The sequence below is a fragment of the Gordonia hongkongensis genome, assembly GCF_023078355.1.
Lineage (GTDB): Bacteria > Actinomycetota > Actinomycetes > Mycobacteriales > Mycobacteriaceae > Gordonia > Gordonia hongkongensis.
On record NZ_CP095552.1, the window covers coordinates 756,799 to 780,293 of the forward strand.

Annotated in this window: 22 protein-coding genes; 14 read left to right on the plus strand and 8 right to left on the minus strand. The window is 68.2% G+C overall.

Annotated features, from left to right (window positions below):
* The first annotated feature begins 2 nt into the window (after positions 1-2).
* The 4 genes from ureG (at position 3) to MVF96_RS03445 (ending at position 2,764) form a co-directional block, all read left to right on the plus strand.
* Positions 3-629 carry an urease accessory protein UreG gene (gene ureG, locus MVF96_RS03430; RefSeq protein ID WP_078111714.1) on the plus strand — a complete coding sequence of 209 codons (627 nt, stop codon included), beginning with the start codon at positions 3-5 and terminating at the stop codon, positions 627-629.
* Positions 626-1,468, plus strand: a complete 843-nt coding sequence (locus MVF96_RS03435; RefSeq protein WP_137808555.1) for an urease accessory protein UreD — start codon at positions 626-628, stop codon at positions 1,466-1,468. Before ureG ends, MVF96_RS03435 begins: the two co-directional genes overlap by 4 nt.
* Positions 1,469-1,479: 11 nt before the next feature.
* A complete protein-coding gene (locus tag MVF96_RS03440; protein WP_078111712.1) occupies positions 1,480-2,001 on the plus strand; it encodes an urease accessory protein UreE in 522 nt (173 codons plus the stop codon).
* 61 nt (positions 2,002-2,062) lie between these two features.
* A complete protein-coding gene (locus MVF96_RS03445; protein ID WP_247451223.1) occupies positions 2,063-2,764 on the plus strand; it encodes an urease accessory protein UreF in 702 nt (233 codons plus the stop codon).
* A 21-nt stretch (positions 2,765-2,785) separates the two neighbouring features.
* Here MVF96_RS03445 and MVF96_RS03450 read toward each other — a convergent pair whose 3' ends face one another.
* Positions 2,786-3,268 carry a PaaI family thioesterase gene (locus MVF96_RS03450; RefSeq protein WP_058251304.1) on the minus strand — a complete coding sequence of 161 codons (483 nt, stop codon included), beginning with the start codon at positions 3,266-3,268 and terminating at the stop codon, positions 2,786-2,788.
* A 129-nt stretch (positions 3,269-3,397) separates the two neighbouring features.
* On the opposite strand from MVF96_RS03450, the gene MVF96_RS03455 reads away from it, so the two are divergent.
* The 8 genes from MVF96_RS03455 to MVF96_RS03490 all read left to right on the plus strand — a co-directional run bounded on the left by MVF96_RS03455 (position 3,398) and on the right by MVF96_RS03490 (position 11,367).
* Positions 3,398-4,006, plus strand: a complete 609-nt coding sequence (locus MVF96_RS03455) for a TetR/AcrR family transcriptional regulator (protein WP_058251303.1) — start codon at positions 3,398-3,400, stop codon at positions 4,004-4,006.
* A 138-nt stretch (positions 4,007-4,144) separates the two neighbouring features.
* Positions 4,145-4,822: a DUF4166 domain-containing protein gene (locus MVF96_RS03460; protein WP_065630135.1), complete on the plus strand. Its 678-nt coding sequence runs from the start codon at positions 4,145-4,147 to the stop codon at positions 4,820-4,822.
* Between the two features lie 138 nt (positions 4,823-4,960).
* Complete coding sequence (locus MVF96_RS03465; protein WP_058251301.1) at positions 4,961-5,401, plus strand: SRPBCC family protein; 441 nt, start codon at positions 4,961-4,963, stop codon at positions 5,399-5,401.
* A gap of 109 nt (positions 5,402-5,510) precedes the next feature.
* A complete protein-coding gene (locus MVF96_RS03470) occupies positions 5,511-6,032 on the plus strand; it encodes a DUF6764 family protein (protein ID WP_058251300.1) in 522 nt (173 codons plus the stop codon).
* A gap of 102 nt (positions 6,033-6,134) precedes the next feature.
* On the plus strand, positions 6,135-7,085 hold the full coding sequence (ppk2, locus tag MVF96_RS03475) for a polyphosphate kinase 2 (protein WP_058251299.1): 951 nt from the start codon (positions 6,135-6,137) through the stop codon (positions 7,083-7,085).
* Between the two features lie 26 nt (positions 7,086-7,111).
* The gene (locus MVF96_RS03480; protein ID WP_058251298.1) at positions 7,112-7,924 is read left to right on the plus strand and encodes a hypothetical protein; all 813 of its coding nucleotides are present in this window, start codon (positions 7,112-7,114) and stop codon (positions 7,922-7,924) included.
* Between the two features lie 270 nt (positions 7,925-8,194).
* A complete protein-coding gene (locus MVF96_RS03485) occupies positions 8,195-9,280 on the plus strand; it encodes an IS110 family RNA-guided transposase (RefSeq protein ID WP_137808695.1) in 1,086 nt (361 codons plus the stop codon).
* Positions 9,281-10,122: 842 nt separating this feature from the next.
* Positions 10,123-11,367 carry an HNH endonuclease gene (locus tag MVF96_RS03490; RefSeq protein ID WP_065630137.1) on the plus strand — a complete coding sequence of 415 codons (1,245 nt, stop codon included), beginning with the start codon at positions 10,123-10,125 and terminating at the stop codon, positions 11,365-11,367.
* A gap of 90 nt (positions 11,368-11,457) precedes the next feature.
* Here MVF96_RS03490 and MVF96_RS03495 read toward each other — a convergent pair whose 3' ends face one another.
* The 5 genes from MVF96_RS03495 to MVF96_RS03515 all read right to left on the minus strand — a co-directional run bounded on the left by MVF96_RS03495 (position 11,458) and on the right by MVF96_RS03515 (position 18,612).
* Positions 11,458-13,128, minus strand: a complete 1,671-nt coding sequence (locus tag MVF96_RS03495; RefSeq protein ID WP_247451225.1) for a thiamine pyrophosphate-binding protein — start codon at positions 13,126-13,128, stop codon at positions 11,458-11,460.
* On the minus strand, positions 13,128-13,922 hold the full coding sequence (locus MVF96_RS03500) for a cyclase family protein (RefSeq protein ID WP_247451227.1): 795 nt from the start codon (positions 13,920-13,922) through the stop codon (positions 13,128-13,130). Before MVF96_RS03500 ends, MVF96_RS03495 begins: the two co-directional genes overlap by 1 nt.
* The gene (locus MVF96_RS03505) at positions 13,922-14,656 is read right to left on the minus strand and encodes a TerD family protein (RefSeq protein ID WP_078111705.1); all 735 of its coding nucleotides are present in this window, start codon (positions 14,654-14,656) and stop codon (positions 13,922-13,924) included. Before MVF96_RS03505 ends, MVF96_RS03500 begins: the two co-directional genes overlap by 1 nt.
* A 104-nt stretch (positions 14,657-14,760) precedes the next feature.
* Positions 14,761-16,908 (minus strand): Ig-like domain repeat protein, encoded by a 2,148-nt coding sequence (locus MVF96_RS03510; protein ID WP_247451229.1) that lies wholly within the window; start codon positions 16,906-16,908, stop codon positions 14,761-14,763.
* Between the two features lie 27 nt (positions 16,909-16,935).
* Positions 16,936-18,612: an Hsp70 family protein gene (locus MVF96_RS03515; RefSeq protein WP_247451231.1), complete on the minus strand. Its 1,677-nt coding sequence runs from the start codon at positions 18,610-18,612 to the stop codon at positions 16,936-16,938.
* Between the two features lie 76 nt (positions 18,613-18,688).
* Between MVF96_RS03515 and grpE the strand changes: the two genes are divergently transcribed.
* Positions 18,689-19,198: a nucleotide exchange factor GrpE gene (grpE, locus tag MVF96_RS03520; protein WP_247451232.1), complete on the plus strand. Its 510-nt coding sequence runs from the start codon at positions 18,689-18,691 to the stop codon at positions 19,196-19,198.
* On the opposite strand, the gene MVF96_RS03525 is transcribed toward grpE, so the two are convergent.
* Positions 19,159-21,213: a prolyl oligopeptidase family serine peptidase gene (locus MVF96_RS03525; protein WP_247451234.1), complete on the minus strand. Its 2,055-nt coding sequence runs from the start codon at positions 21,211-21,213 to the stop codon at positions 19,159-19,161. The two genes, grpE and MVF96_RS03525, sit on opposite strands and share 40 nt — an antisense overlap.
* Positions 21,214-21,425: 212 nt before the next feature.
* Here MVF96_RS03525 and MVF96_RS03530 point away from each other — a divergent pair, with 212 nt between their 5' ends.
* Complete coding sequence (locus MVF96_RS03530; protein WP_247452047.1) at positions 21,426-23,003, plus strand: serine hydrolase; 1,578 nt, start codon at positions 21,426-21,428, stop codon at positions 23,001-23,003.
* 3 nt (positions 23,004-23,006) lie between these two features.
* On the opposite strand, the gene MVF96_RS03535 is transcribed toward MVF96_RS03530, so the two are convergent.
* Positions 23,007-23,495: a DinB family protein gene (locus MVF96_RS03535; RefSeq protein WP_058251289.1), complete on the minus strand. Its 489-nt coding sequence runs from the start codon at positions 23,493-23,495 to the stop codon at positions 23,007-23,009.

Sequence of the window (23,495 nt, forward strand, 5' to 3'; positions counted from 1 at the left end):
GCATGAGTTCGGATCCGATCCGTATCGGAATCGGCGGACCGGTCGGCTCCGGCAAGACCAGGCTGGTCGAGTCGTTGGTCCCCGTCCTCACAGAACGCGGGGTCGATCTCGCAGTGATCACCAATGACCTGGTGACCGACGAGGACGCCCAGCGTGTACGACGCAGCGGCATCATCGACCCCGCGCGGGTCCGAGCCGTCGAGACCGGTGCGTGCCCGCACACCGCGATCCGCGAGGACCCATCGGTCAATCTGGCCGCCGTGGATGACCTGGCGGCTGCCTACCCAGGCCTCGACGCGGTGCTGATCGAGTCCGGCGGAGACAATCTCGCTGCCACGTTCAGCAGTGATCTCGTCGACTACTGGATCTTCGTCATCGACACCGCCGCCGGCGACGACATCCCGCGGAAGCAGGGTATCGGCCTTCTGCAGGCTGACCTGCTCCTGGTGAACAAGATCGATCTCGCCGAGATGGTCGGAGCCGACCTGGATCGCATGCGACACGACTGTTCGGTTGCCCGGCCGAGTAAACCCACACTGTTCACCGACCTACGGCATCAGGTGGGCGTTGTCGAGGTGGCCGACGAGATAGTCAAGGGAGCAATGCTTCCCACGCCGCCGAAGGCATGATCGAACCGGGGGTTCTCGATGTCGACGTGGTCGCCGATGTTCGCGGAAGGACTCGGGTGCGGCATCTGCGGCAGGCCTACCCGCAACGGGTCACCACACCGCTGTATGTCGACGTCGACCCACGGATCGCCTATCTCTGCGTACAGAATCCGTCCGGGGGGATCTTCGCCGACGACTCGTTGCACACGACTGTGGCGGCCGGCCCCGGCAGCCATCTCCTGTTCACGTCCCAGGCGGCAACCCAGGTGTTCGACGGGCACGACGGACCGGGGGCAACCCACCACCAACGGATCCGGGTCACAGATCGATCGGTGGTCGAGTTCGTACCGCGCGAGATCATTCCGCAGGCCGACTCCCGGTTCGCTCAGTACACCGAGATCGACGTCCGGGGTTCGGGGCTCTTCGTCGGATGGGAGATGCTCGCTTCCGGGCGGATCGGCCGTGGGGAGCGGTTCCGGTACCGGTCTCTCGTCTGCCGGACCACGGTGCGGGTCGACGGTGAGGTCGTTGCGCGGGACGCGCTTCGGTTCAGTCGACCCGAAGGGCGGGTCGACGACGCCGGTTCGCTGCCGGAGCGGCTGATCGGCGCGAACTACTGCGCTACGTTGCTGGTAGTAGCTCCCACGAGAAGCACCGGTGCATTACAGAATGCACTGCAATCGGCCCTGGACGCGTTGGATGTGGTCAGCGGCGTCAGCGCACTGCCGGGCGAGAGTGGTGCGATCGTGCGCGTGCTCGGCACGAGAGCACCCGCGATGCGTGAGGCGCTCGCCGTGTGTCTGGCGTCAATCCGGTCCGAACTGTTGATGCTGGCACCGCCCCCAAGGCGATTGATCTGAGAGGACACCCCATGACCACTGAATCCACCGAGCAGGCGCGGGAAGTGACCCACCTCCTGGGACGTGAGTGTGATGAAGAGTTCCACGGACGTCGACTCGACCTCGTCGAGATCGGTTGGGGGGACGCGCGTAAGCACCGACAGATGCTCACGACCGCATCGGGATCGACGGTGCGGCTCCGCCTCCCACGAGGTTCCTTTCTCGACGACGGCGCGGTCCTGGCCGACGACGGCGAGACCATCACCGTGGTACGTCGTGCTGCCGAGCCCGCCATCGTCGTCGACTTCGATGCCAACGGCGGACCCGACGGTGCGCGGCGAATGCTGTTGCTGGGTTATCTGCTGGGCAACCAGCATGCCCCGCTGGATGTCTCGGCGCACCAGGTGTCGACGCCGCTGATGACGAGCGCGACGACCGCGAAGGACACCCTCGCCGCACTGCGTCTGCAGGGTGTGGTGGCCGACGTCCCGCTCGCCTCACACGGATGGTCGAACACGTCGGCCGATCATCACCATCATCACCATCATGACTGATCGACCCGTCATCAGTTGCTGCCCGAGGACCGCGATCGACTCCGCTGTGTCCGATTGCTCTGTGCCCGATTCCTTCGCGGCGGCCGTCGGCTGGCTGAACCTGCACGACAGCGCTTTTCCCGCGGGCCGTCTGGTCCACAGCAACGGCGTCGAGAGCTGGCTGCGTGCGTTTCCCGACGCCGGGCCCGATCAGATCGTCGAGCTCGTCGTGGATTACGTGGCGACCTCGGTCGCGACACTCGATGCGGTTGTCGGTGTCCACGCTTGGGCGAGTGACGATCTCGCGATGCTCACGGGCCTCGATCGGGAGTTGCTCAGCTACAAGACCTCGGAGAACGCGCGAGACGCGTCGCTCAAGCCGGGGCGTCAGCTCGCCGACGCCGCAGCTCGTGTCGGGATGATCTGCGGAGTGCCGGACTGTGCTCGCGCGGATTACCTGCGCGCGGTGTCGTCGGCGAATGCACCGGGCAATCTGGCCGTCGTCGAAGCCGTGGTCCAGGCGGGACTCGGGATCGACCGGCGCATCGCGACCCTGGGGACGCTGCGTTCGTCGATGGCATCCGCGTTCAGCGCGTGCGTACGTCTCGGCAGGCTCGGTTCGCTGGGCGCACAGCGTGCACTGGTGGCGGCGACACCCGCTCTCGTCGACCTTGCCGCCGACGTCGAGCGGGCTCCGCTCGACGCGCTGAGCTCCAGCAGCTTCGCGCTCGAGCTATACGGCATGCGACATGCACAGATGTCGCCTCGGCTCTTCGCCAGCTGATGCAGCCGGACTTGGATCCGGCTACCGGAACACGATGCAGGTGGTGGTCCCATGGGCGACGAGTTTGCCGTCGGCGGAGAACACCTTGCCCTCGGCGGTCGCGGTGGTGCGACCGGCGTGGATGACGGTACCCACGCCGGTCAGCTCCCCGGCGTCCACGGCGACCGAGCGGATGTAGTTCACCTTCAGCTCCAGCGTCGTGTAGCCGACCCCGGCGGGCAGGGTGGTGTGGACGGCGCACCCCATCACCGAGTCCAACAGCGTGGCGCAGATGCCGCCGTGGACGGTGCCGAGGGGGTTGGCGAAGTCGGGCTGCGGAGTCACGGCGAAGGTGACCGCGCCCTCGTCGATCTGCTTGGGCACCATGCCCAGGAGGCGGCCGATGCTCGGACGGTCGGAGCCCGCGCCGCCCGCCTGCCAGGCTCGCAGCAGCTCGAGTCCGGACATGGCGGTGGGGTCGGTGGGTGCGTCGGTCGTGGTCGTCATGACTATGCATGGTTGCATACTCCGCCGTGATTATGAAGGTCTGCATACTGGCGAGGCCGCGCCGCATACGGGATGACCTCGGCCGATGCTATGTATGCTGGCCACGACATCGGTTGTATGAGGGTCGGCATAGGAGTTGTTTGCTGCATGGCGTCACATCCCGCCGAGTCCGTGATCACCGGCGCGGACGACCGCGGCCCCCGCGAACGCATGGTCGTGCACGCGGCCGATCTGATCGGCCGCGACGGGGTCGCCGCCACCTCCATCGGCGACGTGATCTCGGCGAGTTCCGCACCACGGGGATCGATCTACCACCATTTTCCGGGCGGTAAGACCCAACTGATGACCGAAGCCGTCCGGTACGCCGGTGAGTTCATCGCCGAACGCATCGGGCGTCCGACCACGATGACCCCGGCGGACACGGTGCGCGAGATCGGCGGGGTGTGGCGGCGACTACTGGTCAACACCGACTTCCAGTTCGGCTGCCCCGTGCTGGCCGGCGGACTCGCCCGCCGCAGCGAACCCGCGGTGGCGGACGCATCCGCCGAAATCCTGCAGCGCTGGGCCGACCTGGTCACCGCGCGGCTGGTGGTCGACGGCGTCGACAGCGACCGTGCCGACTCACTGGCCAACCTCATCATCGCGGCGGTCGAGGGAGCGGTCGGGCTGTGCCAGACGCGGCGCAGCGTCGAACCCCTCGATCGCGTCATCGCCGAACTGGCGAGCCTCTGCGACGCGGCCGTCGATCGGGTCTGATCCGGGGCGAGACGTTGGACACAGGTGTGCTCCGTTAGTAGGTTCACCATGTCGTCACCGCCGTGGTGGCGTCTGGCCTGTATCCGTTCATCGTCGGGGCGGGCTCGAATCGGTGGGTGAGCTCGGGGAGGTTGCGCCATGACGCCGGTCTTCCGGCATGCGCTGGGTTCGGACTTCGACCGTCTGCATCCCAACGTCGCATGGCGCTACGGCATCGACTCGACTTCCGGTGTCGCGCAGGTCTGTAGCGGAATCTACGAGTCGGTCTACGTGTCGTCGGCGCTGCCGCCGCCCGCCCTGTGGCATTACGCCAAGCGCAATGCGCTGCCCTCGAAGACCAGTCGCATGGTGCCGTTCACCCAGGGTTACTACTGCTACTCCGACGAGCTGGGGCGCGAGTCGCTCGCGGTGCTGCGGAACTTCCAGTACACGACCGGCCCGCGCAAGCTGAATTCCCTGCTGGTGGCCGGGCGCACGGGCCTGGTCGACTACTTCGGCGACGGCCCCGAGTTCCTGTATCCGATCGAGCCGTCGGTGACGCGATCCGGCGAACTGCTGCTCGAGAGCGGACCGATGCGCTGGCTCGGACGCGGACCCAAGGTCGGGATGAAGGGGCTGTTCACCGCTCAGATGAAGTACATCGAGGGGTGGGACGAGAAACGGGATCGATTCCGCTGCGACGCGACCGTCCGCAACCCCCTCATCGGCGAGATCATGCACTTCCGCGGCTGGTTCACCGCCGTCGACCAGGCGTGCTCGTTGCGTGACATCCCGGACGAGGCGTGGCCGGTCAACCTGGTCGACCGCGAGAGCTGAACGGTTCGATCCAGGGCGACTCCGTCGCGGCGATCCAGGGCGACTCCGTCGCGGCAATCCAGGGCGACTCCGTCGCGGCTCGACACAGCCTCGACAGTTCGTTGCATAGGCGGAACGGGCGCGCGGTAGGTTCAGCGCATGGCTGTCTCAGCGAACATCGAATTCGACGTCGCCGCCCCGGTCTCGGTGGTGATGGAAGTGCTCATGGACATCGAGTCCCTACCGGACTGGTCGGGCCCGCACAAGGAAGCCGAGATCCTGTCCAGCTACGACGACGGCACGCCGCAGAAGGTGCGGATGGTCGTCACCGCCGCGGGTATCTCCGACGAGCAGACCTGCACCTATGACTGGACCGAGAACTCGTGCGAATGGCACCTCATCGAGTCGAATCAGTTGAGCGAGCAGCACGGCAAGTACACCGTCACCGAATCCGACAAGGGTGCCCATGTCCGCTTCGACCTGGCCGTCGAGCTGAAGATCAAGCTGCCCGGACTCATCGTGAAACGCGCCCAGAAGATGGCCGTGGACACCGCGCGCAAGGGACTCACCGCGGAAGTGGAGAAGCGCGCGGCGGCCTGAGGACGATCGTGACCGGGACGTGACGAGTCGATCGTCTCCTCCACGGCGCCGGCCCCTGTACGCTGAGGGCGTTCCTTACCGGGCGCCCGAGCTATGGAGGCCAAAGCAGTTGAGAATCAAGAAGTTTGCCGTTCGCGGCCTGGTCCTGGCGGCGGGGCTCGCCGGATGTGTTGGTTTCGCCGGGTTGTCGGGCGAAGGGGTCGCCGCGGCGGACACGCGTTGCTCGGTGTCGAACGGTCATCAGGTCGAGCGTGTCGAGGGGCGCAGCGGTTGCGGCGCCAAGGCCGGAGTCGGCAGTCGCGCGAGTGCCGACGAATACAGCGGTCGGGGCACCGCGGTCTCGGTCTCGGACAACGGCGGCAACGCCGCGGCCTACAACCTGCAGCCCGGTTCGACGGCGCTCGCCGGCGCCAACAGCCGGGGCAACGCCTATTCGGTCACGACCGGCCCGAGCGCGCTGTCCGTCGCGCAGGCGCGTCGCGGCGGTACGACGGTCGCGATCGGCGGTTGGGGCGGCGAGGCCTACGCCGGTCCCGAAGGTGCCCGCTGCAGTGGCGGTTTCGCGACCGCGTTCGACACCAGCACGGGTAAGGCATGTCTGCACGCCGGTTCGATCGACCTGCGGAACTGAGCGGCTCCACCTCACGACACCTGAGAGACAGAACACGCCCGGCGCGACGGTAGTTCACCGGAGCGTCGGGCGTCGTTCGCCGCTTCGACCTATCGTTGTGGAGTGACCGACCTCCACGATCCCGAGACACAGATCGGCCCCGACTTCAGCGTGCTCAACGGCCGCGAAGCACTTCAGCAACTCGTCGACCTCCACGACACCACGCACTTCACGGTCAACGACGACGATGACGACGACCCGGTCCTGCTGACCCTGCCCGAACGGAATGTCGTCGACACCTGGCGCGAGGACTACCCGTACGAGGAGCGCATGAGCCGCCGCGAGTACGAGGTCACCAAGCGGCGGCTGCAGATCGAACTGCTGAAGCTGCAGAAGTGGTCCAAGCAGACCGGGCAGCGGCATCTGCTGGTCTTCGAGGGCCGAGACGCGGCGGGCAAGGGCGGCACCATCAAACGATTCAACGAGCACCTCAACCCGCGCGGCGCACGCACGATCGCCCTGGAGAAGCCCAGCGAACGCGAGGCCACCGAGTGGTACTTCCAGCGGTATGTGCAGCACCTGCCCGCCGGCGGGGAGATGGTGTTCTTCGATCGCTCCTGGTACAACCGCGCCGGCGTCGAACGGGTCATGGGGTTCTGCAGTCCGCAGCAGTACACGCAGTTCGTCGCCCAGGTCCCGGCGTTCGAGAAGATGCTCGTCGACGACGGGATCAACCTGGTCAAGTTCTGGTTCTCGGTCACCCCGCTCGAGCAGCGGACCCGGTTCGCGATCCGTCAGATCGACCCGGTGCGCCAGTGGAAGCTGTCGCCCATGGACCTGGCGTCGCTGGACAAGTGGGATGCCTACACCGAGGCGAAAGAGGCGATGTTCGCCACCACCGACACCGACCACGCACCCTGGACGGTGGTGAAGTCCAACGACAAGAAGCGGGCGCGCATCAACGCCATGCGTCACGTGCTGAGTCTCTTCGACTACGACGGCAAGAACGAGTCCTTCGTGGGCACGCCCGACCCGCTGATCGTCGGCCGCGCCGCGGATGTGATCGGGGAGTAGTTCCCCGGCTCGGTAGCCTCGTGGCTGTGCGTAGCTTCCTGAGTGCCCTGTTGACACTTGTCGCGATCGCGGCGACCGTTCTCGCCGTACCGTCTTTCTGGCTGGATCAACGCATCGTCGACCAGGCGGGGTTCGTCGCCACGGTCGCGCCGATGGCCGAGAACCAGCAGGTCAAGGACTACCTCGCAGATGAGATCGCCGCGCAGGCGACCGCGCGGACAGACCTGCCGATCGCCGGCGTCCTGGTACGGCCGCTGGCGGGCCGCTACACCGAGAGTGAACAGTTCCAGCAGGACTTCGCCGATGTCGTCGGCCAGCAGCACGCGTTCCTGTTCGAGGAGCCGGCACCCGGTTCGGACACCTCGGTGATGCAACTCGACATCACGAACATGATCAACCGCTCCCTGAACCTGACCGGTGGCAACGCGATCCAGGGGCCGGTGGTCGTCGAGTTGACCAACGGCTCCTCGGGCCTCGAGGCGGGCCGGTACGCGGAGGTGGGTAGCCAGATCACGCTGCTCGCCTGGGGCTCGGCGGCGGTGGCCGTGATCGCAGCCGTGCTCGCGCTGCTGATCGCCCGACGACGCGGCACCGTCTTCGCGTGGCTCGGGCTCGGCGTGCTTGCAGCCGGCGTCTCGACCTGGGCCATGGGCCTGTTCTTCGCCGACCGCGCCAAGCAGGAGGTGGCCGGCGCAGAGCGCTCGGGCCGCCAGGTCGCCGAGCTCATCATCGACGGCGCCTACGACGACGTCACCCGGGTCGCACTGATCGTCGGCGGCGTGGGCGTCGCGATGTTCGCCGTCGGGATCCTGGGACGGCTGATCATCGGGCGGCGCTGAGGGAGGGTGCGTCAACCCTGCTCCCAGATCCGAAAGAGCCGCACACCAATCGGCCCCTGAGGTGCGAGGAGCGTTAGCGATGCCTTCCCTCTGCTCCCTGAGGTGCGAGGAGCGCAGGCGATGCCTTCCCTCTGCTCCCTGAGGTGCGAGGAGCGATAGACGGTATGAGGGCCTTGGGGCCGAAGGCCTCAAGCTGCAAACACATCGTGGGTTGCTGCTGCTGAGTTCACACTCGGCGGTAGCACCACATTGCAGATCAGGAGGCCTCCGGTGATTGTTCAGGGTACAAGTGTCGGATTGGATGTTCACGCACGCTCGGTGGTCGCTCACGCCATCGATGAAGACACCGGGCAGGTGATTCGGGAGACCTTGGTCCCTGATGCGGCGACCATCGTCAGCTGGCTACAAGGCCTGGCCCCGCCGGTGCGGGTGGCCTATGAGGCCGGTCCGACCGGCTTTGGATTGGCGCGGGCGATCACGGCGGCCGGGATGGAGTGTGTGGTTGCCGCGCCCTCGAAGCTGCAGCGGCCAGCCGGGGACCGCGTCAAGACCGATGCCCGAGACGCTGCACACTTGGCGAAGTTGCTGCGCCTGGGCGAAGTGGTGGCGGTCAGTGTTCCTGAGGTGGGCACCGAAGCCGCACGGGATCTGGTCCGCGCCCGCGAGGACGCCCGCAGCGACTTGATGCGCGCTCGGCATCGATTGTCCAAACTGCTTCTGCGACAGGGGATCGTCTACTCCGGCGGGAAACCCTGGACCGGTGTTCATCAGCGGTGGCTGCAGCGTCAACGTTTCGAGCTGCCGCTGCTGCAAGCCGCCTTCGACAACGACCTGGACGCGGTGTTGAGCGTGACCGCCCGCCGTGACCGCCTCGATGAGCTGATCGAACAGACCGCGGCCACCGATCCGTGGCGGGCGGTGGTCACCCGGCTGTCGTGTCTGCGGGGCGTGTCGACGCTGACCGCGTTCGCTTTGGCGGTCGAGATCGGCGACTGGTCACGGTTTAGTGGCGCCACGATCGGCTCCTACGCCGGGTTGGTGCCCTCGGAATACTCGACCGGCGGGACCCGCAGTCAGGGATCGATCACCAAGGCCGGTAACGCCCACGTGCGGCGGCTATTGGTCGAGGCGGCCTGGCAACACCGACGCCCCTACGCCACACCCGGACAGACCATGCGCCGCCGGTGGGAGGCTGCTACACCGGCTGCCCGCGCCCGTGGCCATGCCGGCAATCGTCGGCTACACAAGCGCTGGCAACAATTCGACCGCCGCAGCAAACATCCCTGCGTGGCCAACACCGCGATCGCTCGTGAGCTCGCCGGCTGGTGCTGGTCGCTGGCGGTGCTCGACGACTAACCAGCACTGACACACAATCTTGGCCACCCGTCGCGGGACTCCCGCTGTGGTGAACAGGGAACGAATCCACGGCGTCGCTATGTGCGCCAGCACTTTTGGGTGCACGGTACGCACGTTTACATAGACCCGTCGGCCAGCGTTTTCATCTCCTGTCGAACACCGTTGAGCGGTAACCAACCCGCGTATATCAGTCCGACAACACCGTCGCGAGTAACGACCACCACACACCGCGGCGGGTGGCCAACCCCACAACAGCCCCTGAGAAGGAGGCAATTTCGCCATGGGACTTGACAGAGCAGCACTACATATCAGCGACGAGCCTCGAAGGGTTGGCGACGCATCTCGCCAGGACCCTTCGAGACGGCCTCCGCAGGCTCCGGCCTCCTCAGGGAGCAGAGTTCTTTCGTCTCCACGACGGGTCGCCAGGCCTCGGATACTGAGGATTGCCCGGAGTGTGCGTCACGCCCGTTCCCTGAGGAGTGCCCGGAGCTTGCGGAGGGCGTGTCACGCAGGGTCCGCCGAGCACCCCCGACTGATGGACCTCAACTCGACCGATGGACTTCGATCGAAGTGCATCCGTCGAGTTCGAGTTCATCGGTCGGAGCCGGATGCAGTGCGAGGTCGGGCCGGCTCGCTGAAGCAGTTCGTCTGAGCTCTACCACGGTGGTTGTTGGGTCGCAGACGCTGACCCTATGTGACTGGTGGGGTTTTTGTTCACCGCAGTTCACCACCGTTCACCGCTGAGACGTGAGTGGCAGCGACTGCGGTGCAACAGGATTCGATGACGATGAGGGCTGTGGAGAAATCTCGTCGTCGAACGTGATTGCGAGTAGCTTGGTGTCATGCCCTCGATCACCGAGCTCCGCGACACCCTCATCTCACTGCCGTCACCACCCGACGACGGCAGTGGCCGTGCTCTGCACGAGCGGCTCGACGAGCTGCGGATGCTGAGCAACGTGCTCGATCACCAGATCGCCGTACATACAGCACTTTTCGACGCCACGGGTACGGCAGCGCGGGCGGGGTCGACCACACGGAACGCACTGATCGAGATGGGCATGCCACCCGCGGCCGCGCACCGCTATGTGCGGATCGCCGACGGGCTGGAGTCGGTGCCGAAGGTCGCCGACTGTGCTGCCGAGGGCTATCTGTCTGCCGAGTGTGTCGACGCGGTGATCCGCGGGCTAGCGCTCATCGACAAACGTTCTGCCACAGCGCCGTCCGACGACGAGCGCAGCGGATACGAGAGTGAGTTGCTTGCGCAGGCGTTCTCCGGAGCCACCCCCGCCCAGATCGACGACCACGCCCGCGGGATTGCCATCCGGGTCGCCGCCACCGACCCCAGCATTGTGGCGGCGGCCGATGACGCATCGCTGAACACCGTGCACACCAGGATCACCGAAGACGGGCGGGTCGCGATCGCCGGAGATGTGACCGCGGTGATCGGAGAGAAGTTCGTGTCCATGATCGACGAACGGTCCTGTCCGCGTCCCGAACCCGACGGCGCTGCCGATCGTCGAGGTGCGGCCGAGCGACGCGCCGATGCGCTGGAGTTGCTGTTGGATCAAGCCGCGATCGGCGCGGCGATGACCACCGCCGGAGCACCACGCACCCAACTGCTGGTGACCATTCCTGCCGATGGGGTTGGTCCGGCTCGGCTTCCGTGGATGGGTGCGGTGTCAGAATCGACGACACGGCGCTTGTCGTGTGACGGCGGGGTCGCCGAGATCGTCCTTGACAACGAAGGGGTGCCGTTGCGGATGGGCACCACGAAACGACTGTTCCCGCACCATCTGCGGCAGGCGATCATCGTGCGCGATCAATGTTGCGTGAAGTGCGGCGCGCCAGCAGCGCATACGCAAGTTCACCACTTGGTCCATTGGGTCGATGGTGGCCCCACAGATCTGGACAACGGGTGCCTACTCTGCCAACGCTGTCATACCCAGGTCCATCACCACGGCTGGCAGGTGGTGATGGGTCCGGACCGGCATCCGTGGTTGATCCCACCGGCCGACATCGACCCCCGACGCCTGCCCCGACCCGCTTACAACCGACGCACCATGCGACTCGACGACGCCCTCGTATAACTGCCCCGCGCAGACCAGACCCTCCGGCGTCGACACCCCGGCGCCACACGACCTTTGACAACTCCACAGTGTGAGGCGATCCCGGCGGGGTCAGTGCCCGGCAAAGGCCTCCGCGAGCCACCAGGCGCCGCCGTCGTCGGTGATCTTGGCGTCGATGACGAGAGGACCCGACGGTTGGGGTGAAGAGAGCGAGGCGACCCAGTCCCGTACCTCGTCGAGGTCGTCGAGGCCGGTGACCGTCACGCCCGTCGCGCCGTGTCCACGGGCGATCGCGGCGATGTCGACCTCGGGGAACGTCACCGTCGTCATGTCGGCGTCGCCGAAGTGGTGCACCTCGGCCCCGTAGGCGGAGTCGTTGTAGACGATCACGACCAGCGGCAGTGCCAGACGTACGGCGGTCTCCAATTCGGCTATGGCCATGAGGAATCCGCCGTCGCCGGCGCCGAGGACCGGGACCCTGTCCGGTCGCGCGAACGCCGCGCCGATGGCCGTCCCGAGGCCCAGCCCGATCGACTGGAAGGCCTGAGTGAAACAGAAGCCGAACTCGTCTGGCACGGACAGATGCGTCGACGGATAACCCATGAAGTTGCCGGAGTCGATGGAGACGACGCGGTCGGCGGGCAAGATCTCGTCGAGCGCGATCGTCAGTGCCCTCGGATCGACCCGGCCGGCGGTCACCTCGCCGGTGACGGGGACGTCCTGCCACCTCGATGACACCGAGATCCGTTCCCTGACTTCCTCGGTGCGATAACCGGTGGTGCCGCCATCGGCCGCGAGGATCGTGTGCACATCCGTCGCCGTCGCGCCGCAGTCGCCGACGACTCCGAGGTCGATCGGGCGATGCGCGCCGATGGCGTCGATGTCGACGTCGACCTGCACCACGGTCGTGTCCGTGCCGATGAGTCGGCCGTGCCGCATCGTCCACATGTTCAGGGCGCAACCCCATCCGACGATGAGGTCGGCGTCGGCGATCAGCTCGGCGGTGGTGGGGGAGGAGAAGCCGCCGGAGATGCCCAACGAGAACGGGTTTCCCGCGAACAGGCCGTTCGCGACCGCCGACGTCGCCACCAGCGCACCGGCGGCCTCGGCCAGGGCCGCGATTTCGGGACCGGCGGAGCGCGCCCCTCGGCCCGCGACGAACACGGGACGCCGGGCGGCACGGAGCAACTCGGCCAGGCGAGTGGCCGACCGGGCTTCGGGCCGCGGCCGTGGCGGTTCGGCGGAGAGCTCGACAGGTCCTTCGAAATCCGCTGCGGCGGCGGCGATGTCGATGGCGATATGGAGCACGACGGTCCGGCGCTGCGTCACCGCGGTGCGGAAGGCGCGGGTCACATCCGCCACCACCGTGCCCGGTCCGTAGACGCGGTCGTTCACGGCGCCGACGCTCGCGGCGAGGGCCTCCTGGTCGATGCGGAAGTTCGACCGCAACGCCGACGCGGGCGCATCCGCGGTGAGCACGATCATCGGCGTACGGCTCTTGGCGGCCTCGGAGATACCGGTCATCGCGTTGGTGAGGCCACAGCCCTGATGGACCGACAGCACGCCCACCCGTCCCGACATCCGGGCATAGGCGTCGGCCATGCTGGCCGCGCCGCCCTCATGGCGGGCGGCGGTGAACGGGACACCGCCGGCTCGAAGGGCGTTGGTCAGCACGAAGTTCCCGCTGCCGACCACACCGAAGGCATGGCCGACGCCGAGATCGGCGAGAACGCGGCCCGCGACGTCGGCGACCGTCGGGCCGTAGCGGCCGGGTGCCGCCATCAACTCTCGACGATCGCCAGCACGCGCGACGGACTGCCGGTGCCGCCGACGATCGGCAACGGGCTCACGACGATCACCGCGCCGGTCGGCGGGAGCGAGCCCAGGTTGCGCAGGGAGGTGAGCCCGTACTTGTCGTTGCCGAGGAAGTGGTAGTGCACGGGGAAGGCGGGATCGAAGCCGCCCGCCAGCCCTGCGTCGACACCGACGGTCTCGACTCCGAGGCCGGTGATCTCGCGCTCGGTGGCCAGCCACTGCGCGCACTCCACCGACACCCCGGGGGTGTGCGACCCGGTCTCGTCGGCGTTGAGGAACTCAGCTTCGGAGCCGCCCCGCGACTCCCAGCCGGTCCGCAACAGCAACCAGGTGCCGGCGGTGAGGCGTCCGTGTTCGGCTTCCCAGGCCTCGACCTCGGCGACGCTCAGGAGATGATCCGGGTCGTCGGCGACCTCGTCGGTCAGGTCGAGGACGGCCGCCGGGCCGATCAGCCGCTGCACCGGGATCTGCGAGACGTCATCCCCGTCGCGTCCGCTGATCCAGTGGATCGGTGCGTCGAGATGGGTGCCGATGTGCTCGCCGGTGTGGATGTTGTTGTGCCGCCAGTACGGCCCCGGCTCGTTGTAGGCGCTGACCTCTTCGAGACTGAAGTCGATCAGGTTCGCGAACGGGGCGGGCAGTCGCAGCGCGGGCGTCGCCGCACTCAACGGAGTCGTCAGATCGACGACGCGGAGCGACCCGTCGGCGAGGCCGGCGACGAAGCCGGACAGAGCGGTGTCGGGAACGGTGGAGTCGGCCACTACTTGCGCGCTCCGCGCCAGTTCATGCCCCAGCCGTACGCCTCGTCGACCTTGTCCTGTGCCCCGCGGATGTAGCGCACCTCGCGGTTGAGAACCAGCTCGCCACCACGGTTCTCGAACAAGGCGATCGCGCACGAGAGCGCCGACTGATCCGCCTCGTCGAGCCGGACCTCGATCTCCGGGCCGTTGGCCGGGAACAGGGTGACGACGCCGTTGGCGCCGGCCCAGTTCGGGGTGCCCTCGTAGATGTAGGCGAAGATCAGGATCCGGCGGATCCGGTCGGTCGCGGAGAGGTCGATGTACATGTTCTCGCCGCCGGAACCCGACCGGTCGTCGCCGTCGAGATAGATGATCGGCTGTCCGTCACGGGGCGCCCGGAACGAGTTGCCCAGTGCCTGCACGATGCCCTTGCTCCCGTCGGTGAACTCCCACAGGCAGGCGAGGTCGAGGTCGATACCCTGCGCCTTGCGGAAGAGCCCGCCGCCCTTGGAGTTCGACGTCCAGCTCAGATTGACGCGCACCTGACCGGAGGTCGCACCCTGCTTGCTCAGCGAGATGCTCGGCGCCGACTTCGTGAGGGTGATCTTCGACAGCGAGACCGGCGGCGCGGGCGGCTGCTGACCGTAGCCCGCGGGGGTGGGCGGCTGCTGGCCGTAACCCGCGGGAGCGGCCGGGGGCTGGGCGGGCGGCTGCGGCGGCTGGGCCTTCGGACGCTTCGTGTAGTCGATCCCCATCTCGGTTCCTCATCTCGTCGTGGTGACATCGTCGTCGGGTGCGGTGATCGGACGGCGAAAACACACTCGCCGCAGGTGTTGGCGCCCAGCGTAGTGGACCAACGTCAACGGCCGGTGTCCGTTGCCGGGGCGTGAGCCCGCGCGGACGGGCCGAAACTCGATGCGACGTCGAGCCGCCCCTGCGGATTCCGGCGGCAGCTGGCAACGGCGACATGGCACGGACGTGGGACGTTCGCGGGGATCGGAAAGCCGTCGTCGATCTGGTACCGGGTGTTGGTGATCTTCGACGCGACCGCCGCCGGGTCGGCGGGGTGTTCCGGAGCGGCATCCGCCCGAATGACCACCATCGCTTCGGTGACACCGGCCGGCCACTCGAAGCGCACGGTGTCGGCGTCGACGCGGACCGCGGTGATCGGCGGCGGATCGTCGGGATGGGGGATCGCCGGCGGCTGCGGCGCTGTGGTCGCCGAGGCGGGGGCGGCCGGCGCGGGGGCGGCGTCGGAGCGGGCGGGGGCGGACTGGTTTCCGGCCAGCACGGCGGTGACCTCGTACACCGGCGGCACCGGGTCGGGCCGACTGCCGTCGGAGAGTTCGGTCCCCGCGGTGCGGCCGAGCGTCCGGGTCGACCCGTCGAACCCGATGCGCACGACGCGGTAGGTCACCGACTCCGTCGCGGACGGATCCCAGGAGACGGTGATCGCACCACTCTCGGCGACGAACCGGACGTTGCGCGGCGGCTCCACGGTCAGCACCGTTGCCGCCGAGTTGAGGCCCTCGTGATCGGTGATCCGACGTCGCATCTCGGCAGCGGCGGTGAGGCTCGCCGGGTTGCTCGCGGATGCCGACCGCGCGATCTCGCCCGCCTGGGCGACGATGTCTCGCGACGCCTCGAGGCGGGCCTGGAGCGACCCGCCCGAGTCGGGAAGACGGTCGATGTCCCGGGCTCGCCGGAACACGTCCTCCAGCAGTTCGAGCGCCGCGACGTGGCGCATCTCGTCCGCGAGGTCCCGGGCCCGGCGGGAGTCCGCCACCGCCTGCGCGATGACCCGTTCGACCTCGTCGGCGACCGCCGCGATCTGCCGGAGCGCCGCGGCATCGTCGCCGGCTCCGGCACGCGCATCGGCGATGGCCGCGCGCGCCCGGACGGGCAGGCCGTCGCGCAAGGCGGCGCGGGCGGCGCGGAGATCGTTCTCCCACAACCGCTTCGGCGGCGTGGGTGGCTCGGCCGACGGCGGGGGGCCGGCCGACGGCGGGGGGCCGGCCGGTGGGCTCACGGCTGCTCCGAATTCGGCGGCGAGTCCGGCGATCACGGTGCGCGCATCGCGTGTGCCGAGTCCGCGGGCGCGGGCCTCGTCGAGCAGGAACTCATGGTCCTGCGCACCCAGTTCGTCCTCGACCAGGACCGCGGCCCGGACCCGTGGTCGGAGATGGTCGGTCACGGCGTCGACGATTGATTGCCGATACTCCTGCGCCAGCACGGGATCGGAGAGCAGGACGTCGTGTACGTGGACCAGCAGCTCGTCGAGGACCGCGCGGAAGCGGCCGGCGGCGAGCTCACGGGCTCGTTCGTTGAGCGCGACGGCCCGCGACTCGATGACGCCGCGATCGGCGGCGGCGTCGGTGTCGAGGTGTAGCAGGGTCAGGAGCGTCGGGGTGGGATCGCCGTCGCGGAGTCGGTCGAACTCGGCGAGCAGGTCGGCGATCTGACCGCGTTGCTGCGCCGACAAGGACACCCGCGGCGGCGCGGGCTGGGCCGACGCGGGCGGGGCGTCGTCGACGATGCGGTGACGCCGCAGTCGGGTGGCGATCTCGGCCGGATCGAGGCCGCCCATGGCGCCGATCTCGTCCAGCCCGGCGCGCTTGGATCTCGGGATTCCGCCGTAGCGCTCGTTGAGCCGCGCGATCGCGTTGTCGAGAAGTTCGAATCGCTGCTGATCGCGCAGTTCGCGTCGGGTGCTCACCGCACGAGCTTCGGCGATCCGACCGGTCTTGTGCCGCAACGGCGCCGACCGCTCGTCGTGTTCGGCAACCAACCGGGCCACCAGGATTCGGTACTTCGGGTGGTCGCGTTGCTTCTGCCAGAAGGCCCACACCTCGTCGAGTCGGGCGGCCACCGCGGCGTCGTCGAGCCGCTCGGCCTCCTCGATCGGGAGGTCATACAGTTCGAACGAATCCGATTCGCTCGGGCCTCCGCGTTTCTCGACCGCAGCGAGCACACGTTTGCGATAGTCGTTGCCGACGAACGGTTCCATCAGGTCTCTCCCCTCCGGCGGACGCCGTCAGTGGTCGCGGCGCCGGGAGCGGTGGACCTGGTCGAGTTCCCGCTCGACCTCCGATTTCGACAGCGAGGCACCGGTTTTGGCCGACAACGTGAGCGGGATCTGCGCATCGACGTGGAACGCGGTGACGTGCAGGACGCCGTCGAAGGCCATCTCGAAGGTCACCGACACCTCGCTGCCCTCGTCGTATCCGGGTGGGATGTCGGTGATCGCACCTTCGATGAGGACCTTGGCGTCCTCCGGTCTCGGGGAAGCCGACTGCCCCTGCTGTTCCAGCACGACCAGCTCGATGCGGGACTGGTCGCGTCGCATGGTCCCGAACGACCGTCGCACCCGGATCGGGAGCGTCGAATTCCGCTGGACCAGCCAGCTGGCCTCGAGTTCGCCGTTGTGGCCGTTGACCGCCAGGACCCCGAAACCGCGGGAGACCACCGTGTCCACGACGACCTCGAGCATGCGGCGGACACTGCTGACGGGCAGCGCGAACGCGTGGGCGACCCGGGTGCAGGACTCGTCGAGGTCGGCCGGTGCGACGCCGTCGAGACCGCGGTCCTCGCGCAGGCGTCCGCGCGTGGTGAGGTCGGCGCGGACGAGTCGTTCGATCTCCAGCTTCTCGCCGTAGATCGCCGCCCCGCGGGCGACGGCGAGGTCGGGGTCGTTCAGTTCCGGTGTCGTGCCCAGTGCGGCGGCGAGTTCCCGTGCGACCATCGGCATCCGCGACGAACCGCCGACCAGCAGGACGCGGTCGACGGTTGACACGCCTCGGCGTTCGGCGGCGGCCAGGCATGACCGGGTGAGTTCGACGGTCCGCGCCAGCAGCGGACGGGTGAGTTCCTCGAGTTCGGCCCGGGTGAGCGTGATGACCGACCGGGCGCCGTCGTGGGCGACGATGACCGAGGTCGAATCCGACTCGGTCAGTTCGTGTTTGGCGCGCTCTGCGGCGAGGATGAGCGACTGCGAGCCGACCGAGTCGTCGAGCGGGTCCTCGGCGTCGGGGTGTTCGGCGCAGAACGCGCGCGAGAGGTGCAGCGCCAACCGCTCATCCCAGTCGGCACCGCCGAGCTGGTGATCGCCGTCGACGGCGAGCACGGTGATCCGGCGGTCGGCGAGTTCGATGACCGTCGCATCGAAGGTCCCGCCGCCGAGGTCGTAGACCAGGACGGTCTCGTCGGGAGTGCCCTTGGCCAGCGGGTCGGTCAGGCGGCTGAAGCCGTAGGACAGAGCGGCGGCGATCGGCTCGGACAGGACCCCCGCGACCTCGAGGCCGGCGTAGGTGCCGGCCTGGATCGTCGCGCGCCGCTCCTCGTCGCCGAAGTAGGCGGGCACCGTGATCACGGCGCGCTCGACCTGCTCGCCGGCGAACGCGGCGTCGGAGATCAGCGACTTGATGATGAGCGCCGAGATCGCCGGCGCCGACCAGGTCTGACCGTGCGCGACGAAACGCCACTGGGCATCGCCCATCCGCCGCTTCACCAGGCTGCAGACGTTATCCGGGTCGAGCCTGGCCTGCCGGCGGGCCCCTTCGCCGACGACGTGGTCCGTCGGCGACGTCAGCAACACCGTCGACGGGGTGGTCGGTGCGCCGGTCAGTCCGACGATCACCTCCGGGCGGCCGTCGGCGTCGATCTTCGCCATCGCCGAGTTGGTGGTTCCGAGGTCGATCCCGATTACGCCCACGATCGGGGATGCTAGCAGCGCAGACGGTCTCGCCGGTGCCGGACGATCGGCCGACGGAGTTGATTACGCTGGCGGAATGACGTCTCCGGAGGGCTCTGCGCCCGGGCGAACCGACGGGCTCGCGCAGCTGGGCGAGCAGGTGTCCGACCTCGCCCTCGTGGTCGCGCGGCAGACCAGGACGATCGAGCGGCTCGTCGACGCCGCGAAGTCCCCGGCCGCGGCGGCCGGGGCGGACACCGCCCTGCTGGTCGACCTCTTCGCGCTCCACACCGACGCGGCGACGTGCGCGGTCTCGGCGTCGGAAGCCGACCGGCCCGCGTTCGAGCTGTTGCGCGCCGGACTGGAACGCCTCATCGTCGGCCGCGGGGGAGCGGTCGTCGCACCCGCGCCTGGAGCCGACTTCGATGCCCGCACCATGGAAGCGGTCGATGTGCATCCGATTGACGACCCGTCCGCCGATCGCACCGTCGCCGAGTTGCTCCGTCCCGGACTGGTCGTCGGCGAGCGGTCGGTCCGGCCGGCGGCCGTGGTGGTCTTCCGGAGCGGTCAGGCCTCGGGAGACAGTGTCCGCCAGAGGAACTCGTAGGCCAGGGCCGATTTGAACGCGGCCTGCTTGTTGTCCGCCGCGCCGCCGTGGCCGCCCTCGATGTTCTCGTAGTACTGCACGTCGTGGCCGGTTTCCTCCAGGCGGGCAACGAGTTTGCGCGCGTGACCGGGGTGGACGCGATCGTCGCGGGTCGACGTCGTGACCAGGATGGGCGGGTAGGTCGCGTCCGCGTCGACGTTCTGATACGGCGAGAACGGCTTCATGAACTCCCACTGTTCGGGGTCGTCGGGGTCGCCGTACTCGGCCATCCACGACGCCCCGGCCAGCAGGAGGTGGTAGCGCTTCATGTCGATGAGCGGGACCTGGCAGACCAGGGCGCCGAACAGCTCGGGATAGCGCGTCAGCATCACGCCCATGAGCAACCCGCCGTTGGACCCGCCCTGGGCGCCCAGTTGTGACGCAGTGGTGAGTCCGGTGTCGACGAGGGCGCGCGCGACGGCGGCGAAATCCTCGTACACCTTGTGTCGCCCTGCTTTCTGCGCCTGGGTGTGCCACGACGGGCCGTATTCGCCGCCGCCCCGGATGTTGGCGATGACGTAGATCCCGCCGCGCTCGATCCAGCTCTGTCCGGCGATCGCGAGATAGCTCGGGGTGAGGGCGTTCTCGAATCCGCCGTAGCCGTAGAGCAGCGTCGGTCCCTGGGACACGTCGCGACGACGTATCACGAAGTACGGCACCTGCGTGCCGTCGTCGGAGGTCGCGAAATGCTGCTCGGCGGTCACCGCGTCGGAGTCGAAGAACGCGGGGCTGTGTTTGATGACCTCCGGAGCCCGGCCGCTGTGGCCGTGCAGCAGACTCGGCGGATCGGTGAACGACGTCGCCGACCAGAACACCTCGTCGCTCTCGTCGGGATCGGTGTCGAGGACCGACACCGTGGCGAGGTCGGGCAGACCCGGCATGTCCACGGCCTGCCAGGTACCGAGTTCGAGTACCTCGACCCGCGTGTGCACGTCGTGCAGCATCACGATGATGAGATGCGAACGCGTGTAGGCGTAGTCGACGAGGCTCGTGTGCGCATCGGGCGCGAAGAGCACGGTCGCGTCGCGGTCGCCCGCCCGGTAGGCCTCGTAGTCGAAGGCCAGCAGGGTGCCCGGTGCGTGCGCGGTGCCGTCGATCTCCCACTCCGATCGCGTGAGCACCAGCAGCCAGTTCATCCGGACCCCGGCGTGCGCGTCGGTGGGCACGTCGAGCAACTCGGGGCGGCCGTCGCGCAGTTCGTAGTCGAGTGAGTTGAAGAAGTCGGTGGCGCGACCGACGAAGTGGCGTTCGAATCCCGGTGTGCTGTCGTAGCTCGCCCGCACCGACACGTCCCCGGTCTCGCCCGCGAAGACCGTCACGGCCTCCGACAGCGGGGTGCCACGCGTCCAGCGCTTGACGATGCGTGGGTAACCGGAATCGGTCAGCGAGCTCAGCCCGTCCGGTTGCACGCCGAAATCCGTTCCGACATATACGGTGTCACGATCGATCCACCCGACGTCGGATTTGTTCTCCGCCAGCTCGAAGCCGTCGGCGACCCAGGTGCGCGACGGGATGTCGAACTCACGGACCACGGAGGCGTCGGCGCCGCCGCGCGAGAGGGAGATCAGCGCGCGCTCGTACTCGGGGCGCAGTACGGAGGCGCCGGCCCACACCCAGTTCTCGTCCTCGGCGCGTGCGAGTTCGTCGACGTCGATGAGGACATCCCAGTCGGGGGTGTCGGTCACATAGGAGTCGTACGTCGTACGACGCCAGAGGCCACGCGGGTTGGTCGCGTCGCGCCAGAAGTTGTACAGGTACTCCCCGCGGCGACGCGCGTAGGGGATGCGGTCGTCGGTGTCCAGGGCGGCAAGCGTTGCGGCCTCCAACTCGCGGAAGCGTTCCGACGACGTCAACGCCGCCACCGTGGGCTCGTTGTGCGCGCGCACCCAGGACAGCGCGTCGTCGCCGGTGACGTCCTCCAGCCACAGGTACGGGTCGGTGTCGGACGTGGGGGCGTCGTAGCCGTGCTCGGTCATGGCGTCCAAACTACGCGGGCGGCCGTCGCGACCGTGCTCCGCGCAGGAGCGCTCACGGTGTCGGCGCCGGCAAAACGCCCACTACAGGTTGTCCGCGCGGGGTATCGTGACGCAGCGACGTCGAGGAGACCCCCATGGCCACTGCCCATTCCGTTCCCGCCCGCTGTCCCGGCCATGAACCCCCACGGACGTCGCGATGGGCCCGCCTCTCGATGGCCACCTGTTCCGTCGTCGCCGTGGTTGCGCTCGTCGCGGCTTGCGACAGCGGGTCGTCGGGCACCGGGGCGCCACCGTCTGCATCGGAGTCTCTGCAGAACCCGAATGCCGTCGCCGCCGAACCGCTGCCGGCCGATGCGGTCGACAAGGCGGTCGGGCAACTCGACGACCTGGTCAACTCGATGATGGAGTCGACCAAGATCCCGGGTGTGGCCGTGGCCGTCGTGTCCGGTGGGGAGACCAAGTACGCCAAGGGGTTCGGCGTCAAGGACATCACGACCGGTGAGGCCGTCGACCCGAACACCGTCTTCCAGCTGGCGTCGGTGTCGAAGTCGGTGGGATCGACGGTGGTCGCGGCCGCCGTCACCGACAAGACGGTGACGTGGGAGATGCCGATCGTGGAATCGCTGCCGTGGTTCGCGCTCGCCGAACCGTACGTCACGCGCACCGTGACCGTCGGCGACATGTACTCGCACCGCTCGGGTCTGCCGGACCACGCGGGCGACAAACTGGAGGACATGGGGTACTCGCAGCAGGAGATCATGCAGCGCATGCGCTTCATGCCGCTCGACCCGTTCCGGATCAGCTACGCCTACACCAACTTCGGGGTGACGACCGGTGGCGAGGCGGTGGCGGTGAAGGCCGGGACGGACTGGGCGACGCTGTCGCAGGACCTCATCTACGGCCCGCTGGGCATGACCAGCACCAGCTCCCGCTACGTCGACTTCGAGCGCCGGGCCGATCGCGCGGTGGGGCACATCAAGGAAGACGACAAGTGGGTCAAGACCCCGATCCCGCGCGATCCCGATGCGCAGTCACCCGCCGGCGGTGTGAGCTCGAACGTCAACGACATGGCGACCTGGCTGAAGATGGTGCTGGCGCAGGGCAAGCACAACGGCCAGGAGGTCGTGGCCCCCGACGCGCTGCTCCCGGCCCTCTCACCGCAGATCGTGTCGAGCCCGCCCCAGACGCCGGACAACCGCGCCGGATCGTACGGCTACGGCTTCAACGTCGGGGTGACCGAGGACGCCCGGACGCAGTTCAACCACGCCGGCGCGTTCGCGTCGGGCGCCGGCACGGTGTTCTCGATCCTGCCGTCGGCCGACACCGCCATCGTCGTCCTGTCCAACGCCGCGCCCCTCGGTGCGGTGGACTCGATCGCCGCCGAGTTCATGGATCTCGTGCAGTTCGGCGAGATCCGCAACGACTGGCGCGACCTCTACGCCAAGGCGTATGCGCCCCTGAGCGTGCCGAGCGGCGAACTCGTCGGCAAGGAACCGCCGTCGAATCCCGCACCGTCGCAACCACTGCCGTCGTATGTGGGTACCTACGCCAACGCGGTGTACGGACCGGCGGAGATCGTCGAACGCGACGGGAAGCTCGTCCTGGAGATGGGGCCGGGCGGCGTCCGCAAGCACGAGCTCTCCCACTGGGACGGCAACACCTTCACCTTCACCCTGCTCAACGAGAACGCGGAACCCGGCTCGATCTCGCAGGTCACGTTCGACGGCCCGCGTATGACGATCGAGTACTACGACGACGAGGAGAGCAACGGCGAGTTCATCCGGCGCTGACGGTCAGCGGCCCGTCCGGCCGTCGACGCCCTCGCGGATGATGTCGAGATGGCCGGCGTGACGGGCGGTCTCCTCGATCATGTGGGTCAACGCCCACCGCATCGACGGGGAGGAGCGACGTCCGCTCGCCCTGGGCGCCGCCTCGGCGAGATCGGTGTAGGCGTCGATGACCTCGCCGGCCTCGGACACCGCGCGGCGGTACGCCGCCTGCACCGATGCCACGGTCTCGTCGTCGGGGCAGGTGAACGTCGCCTGCCAGTCGTCCGCGTCCTCGCCCAGGAAGAAGAACCGTTCGACGAACGTCAGGTGGCGGACCACCCCCAGCAGGCTGGTGCCCGACGGCACCGCGGCCGCACGGGCGTCGACCTCGGAGACGCCGTCGAGTTTGGCCACCGCGGAGGCGCGCAGATAGTCGAGGAAACCGACCAGCACCTCCTTCTCCGAACCGCCGGTCGCCGGTGGCGGGGTGTCCTTGCGACGGCGGGGAGGCAT

What these genes read in the sequence shown, in the direction of transcription:
- ureG (WP_078111714.1), top strand. Translation starts at nt 3, where the DNA reads ATGAGTTCGGATCCGATCCGTATCGGAATCGGCGGACCGGTCGGCTCC.
- MVF96_RS03435 (WP_137808555.1), top strand. Translation starts at nt 626, where the DNA reads ATGATCGAACCGGGGGTTCTCGATGTCGACGTGGTCGCCGATGTTCGC.
- MVF96_RS03440 (WP_078111712.1), top strand. Translation starts at nt 1,480, where the DNA reads ATGACCACTGAATCCACCGAGCAGGCGCGGGAAGTGACCCACCTCCTG.
- MVF96_RS03450 (WP_058251304.1), bottom strand. Translation starts at nt 3,268, where the DNA reads ATGCAACCATGCATAGTCATGACGACCACGACCGACGCACCCACCGAC.
- MVF96_RS03455 (WP_058251303.1), top strand. Translation starts at nt 3,398, where the DNA reads ATGGCGTCACATCCCGCCGAGTCCGTGATCACCGGCGCGGACGACCGC.
- MVF96_RS03460 (WP_065630135.1), top strand. Translation starts at nt 4,145, where the DNA reads ATGACGCCGGTCTTCCGGCATGCGCTGGGTTCGGACTTCGACCGTCTG.
- MVF96_RS03465 (WP_058251301.1), top strand. Translation starts at nt 4,961, where the DNA reads ATGGCTGTCTCAGCGAACATCGAATTCGACGTCGCCGCCCCGGTCTCG.
- MVF96_RS03490 (WP_065630137.1), top strand. Translation starts at nt 10,123, where the DNA reads ATGCCCTCGATCACCGAGCTCCGCGACACCCTCATCTCACTGCCGTCA.
- MVF96_RS03495 (WP_247451225.1), bottom strand. Translation starts at nt 13,128, where the DNA reads ATGGCGGCACCCGGCCGCTACGGCCCGACGGTCGCCGACGTCGCGGGC.
- MVF96_RS03505 (WP_078111705.1), bottom strand. Translation starts at nt 14,656, where the DNA reads ATGGGGATCGACTACACGAAGCGTCCGAAGGCCCAGCCGCCGCAGCCG.
- MVF96_RS03510 (WP_247451229.1), bottom strand. Translation starts at nt 16,908, where the DNA reads ATGGAACCGTTCGTCGGCAACGACTATCGCAAACGTGTGCTCGCTGCG.
- grpE (WP_247451232.1), top strand. Translation starts at nt 18,689, where the DNA reads ATGACGTCTCCGGAGGGCTCTGCGCCCGGGCGAACCGACGGGCTCGCG.
- MVF96_RS03525 (WP_247451234.1), bottom strand. Translation starts at nt 21,213, where the DNA reads ATGACCGAGCACGGCTACGACGCCCCCACGTCCGACACCGACCCGTAC.
- MVF96_RS03530 (WP_247452047.1), top strand. Translation starts at nt 21,426, where the DNA reads ATGGCCACCTGTTCCGTCGTCGCCGTGGTTGCGCTCGTCGCGGCTTGC.
- MVF96_RS03535 (WP_058251289.1), bottom strand. Translation starts at nt 23,495, where the DNA reads ATGCCTCCCCGCCGTCGCAAGGACACCCCGCCACCGGCGACCGGCGGT.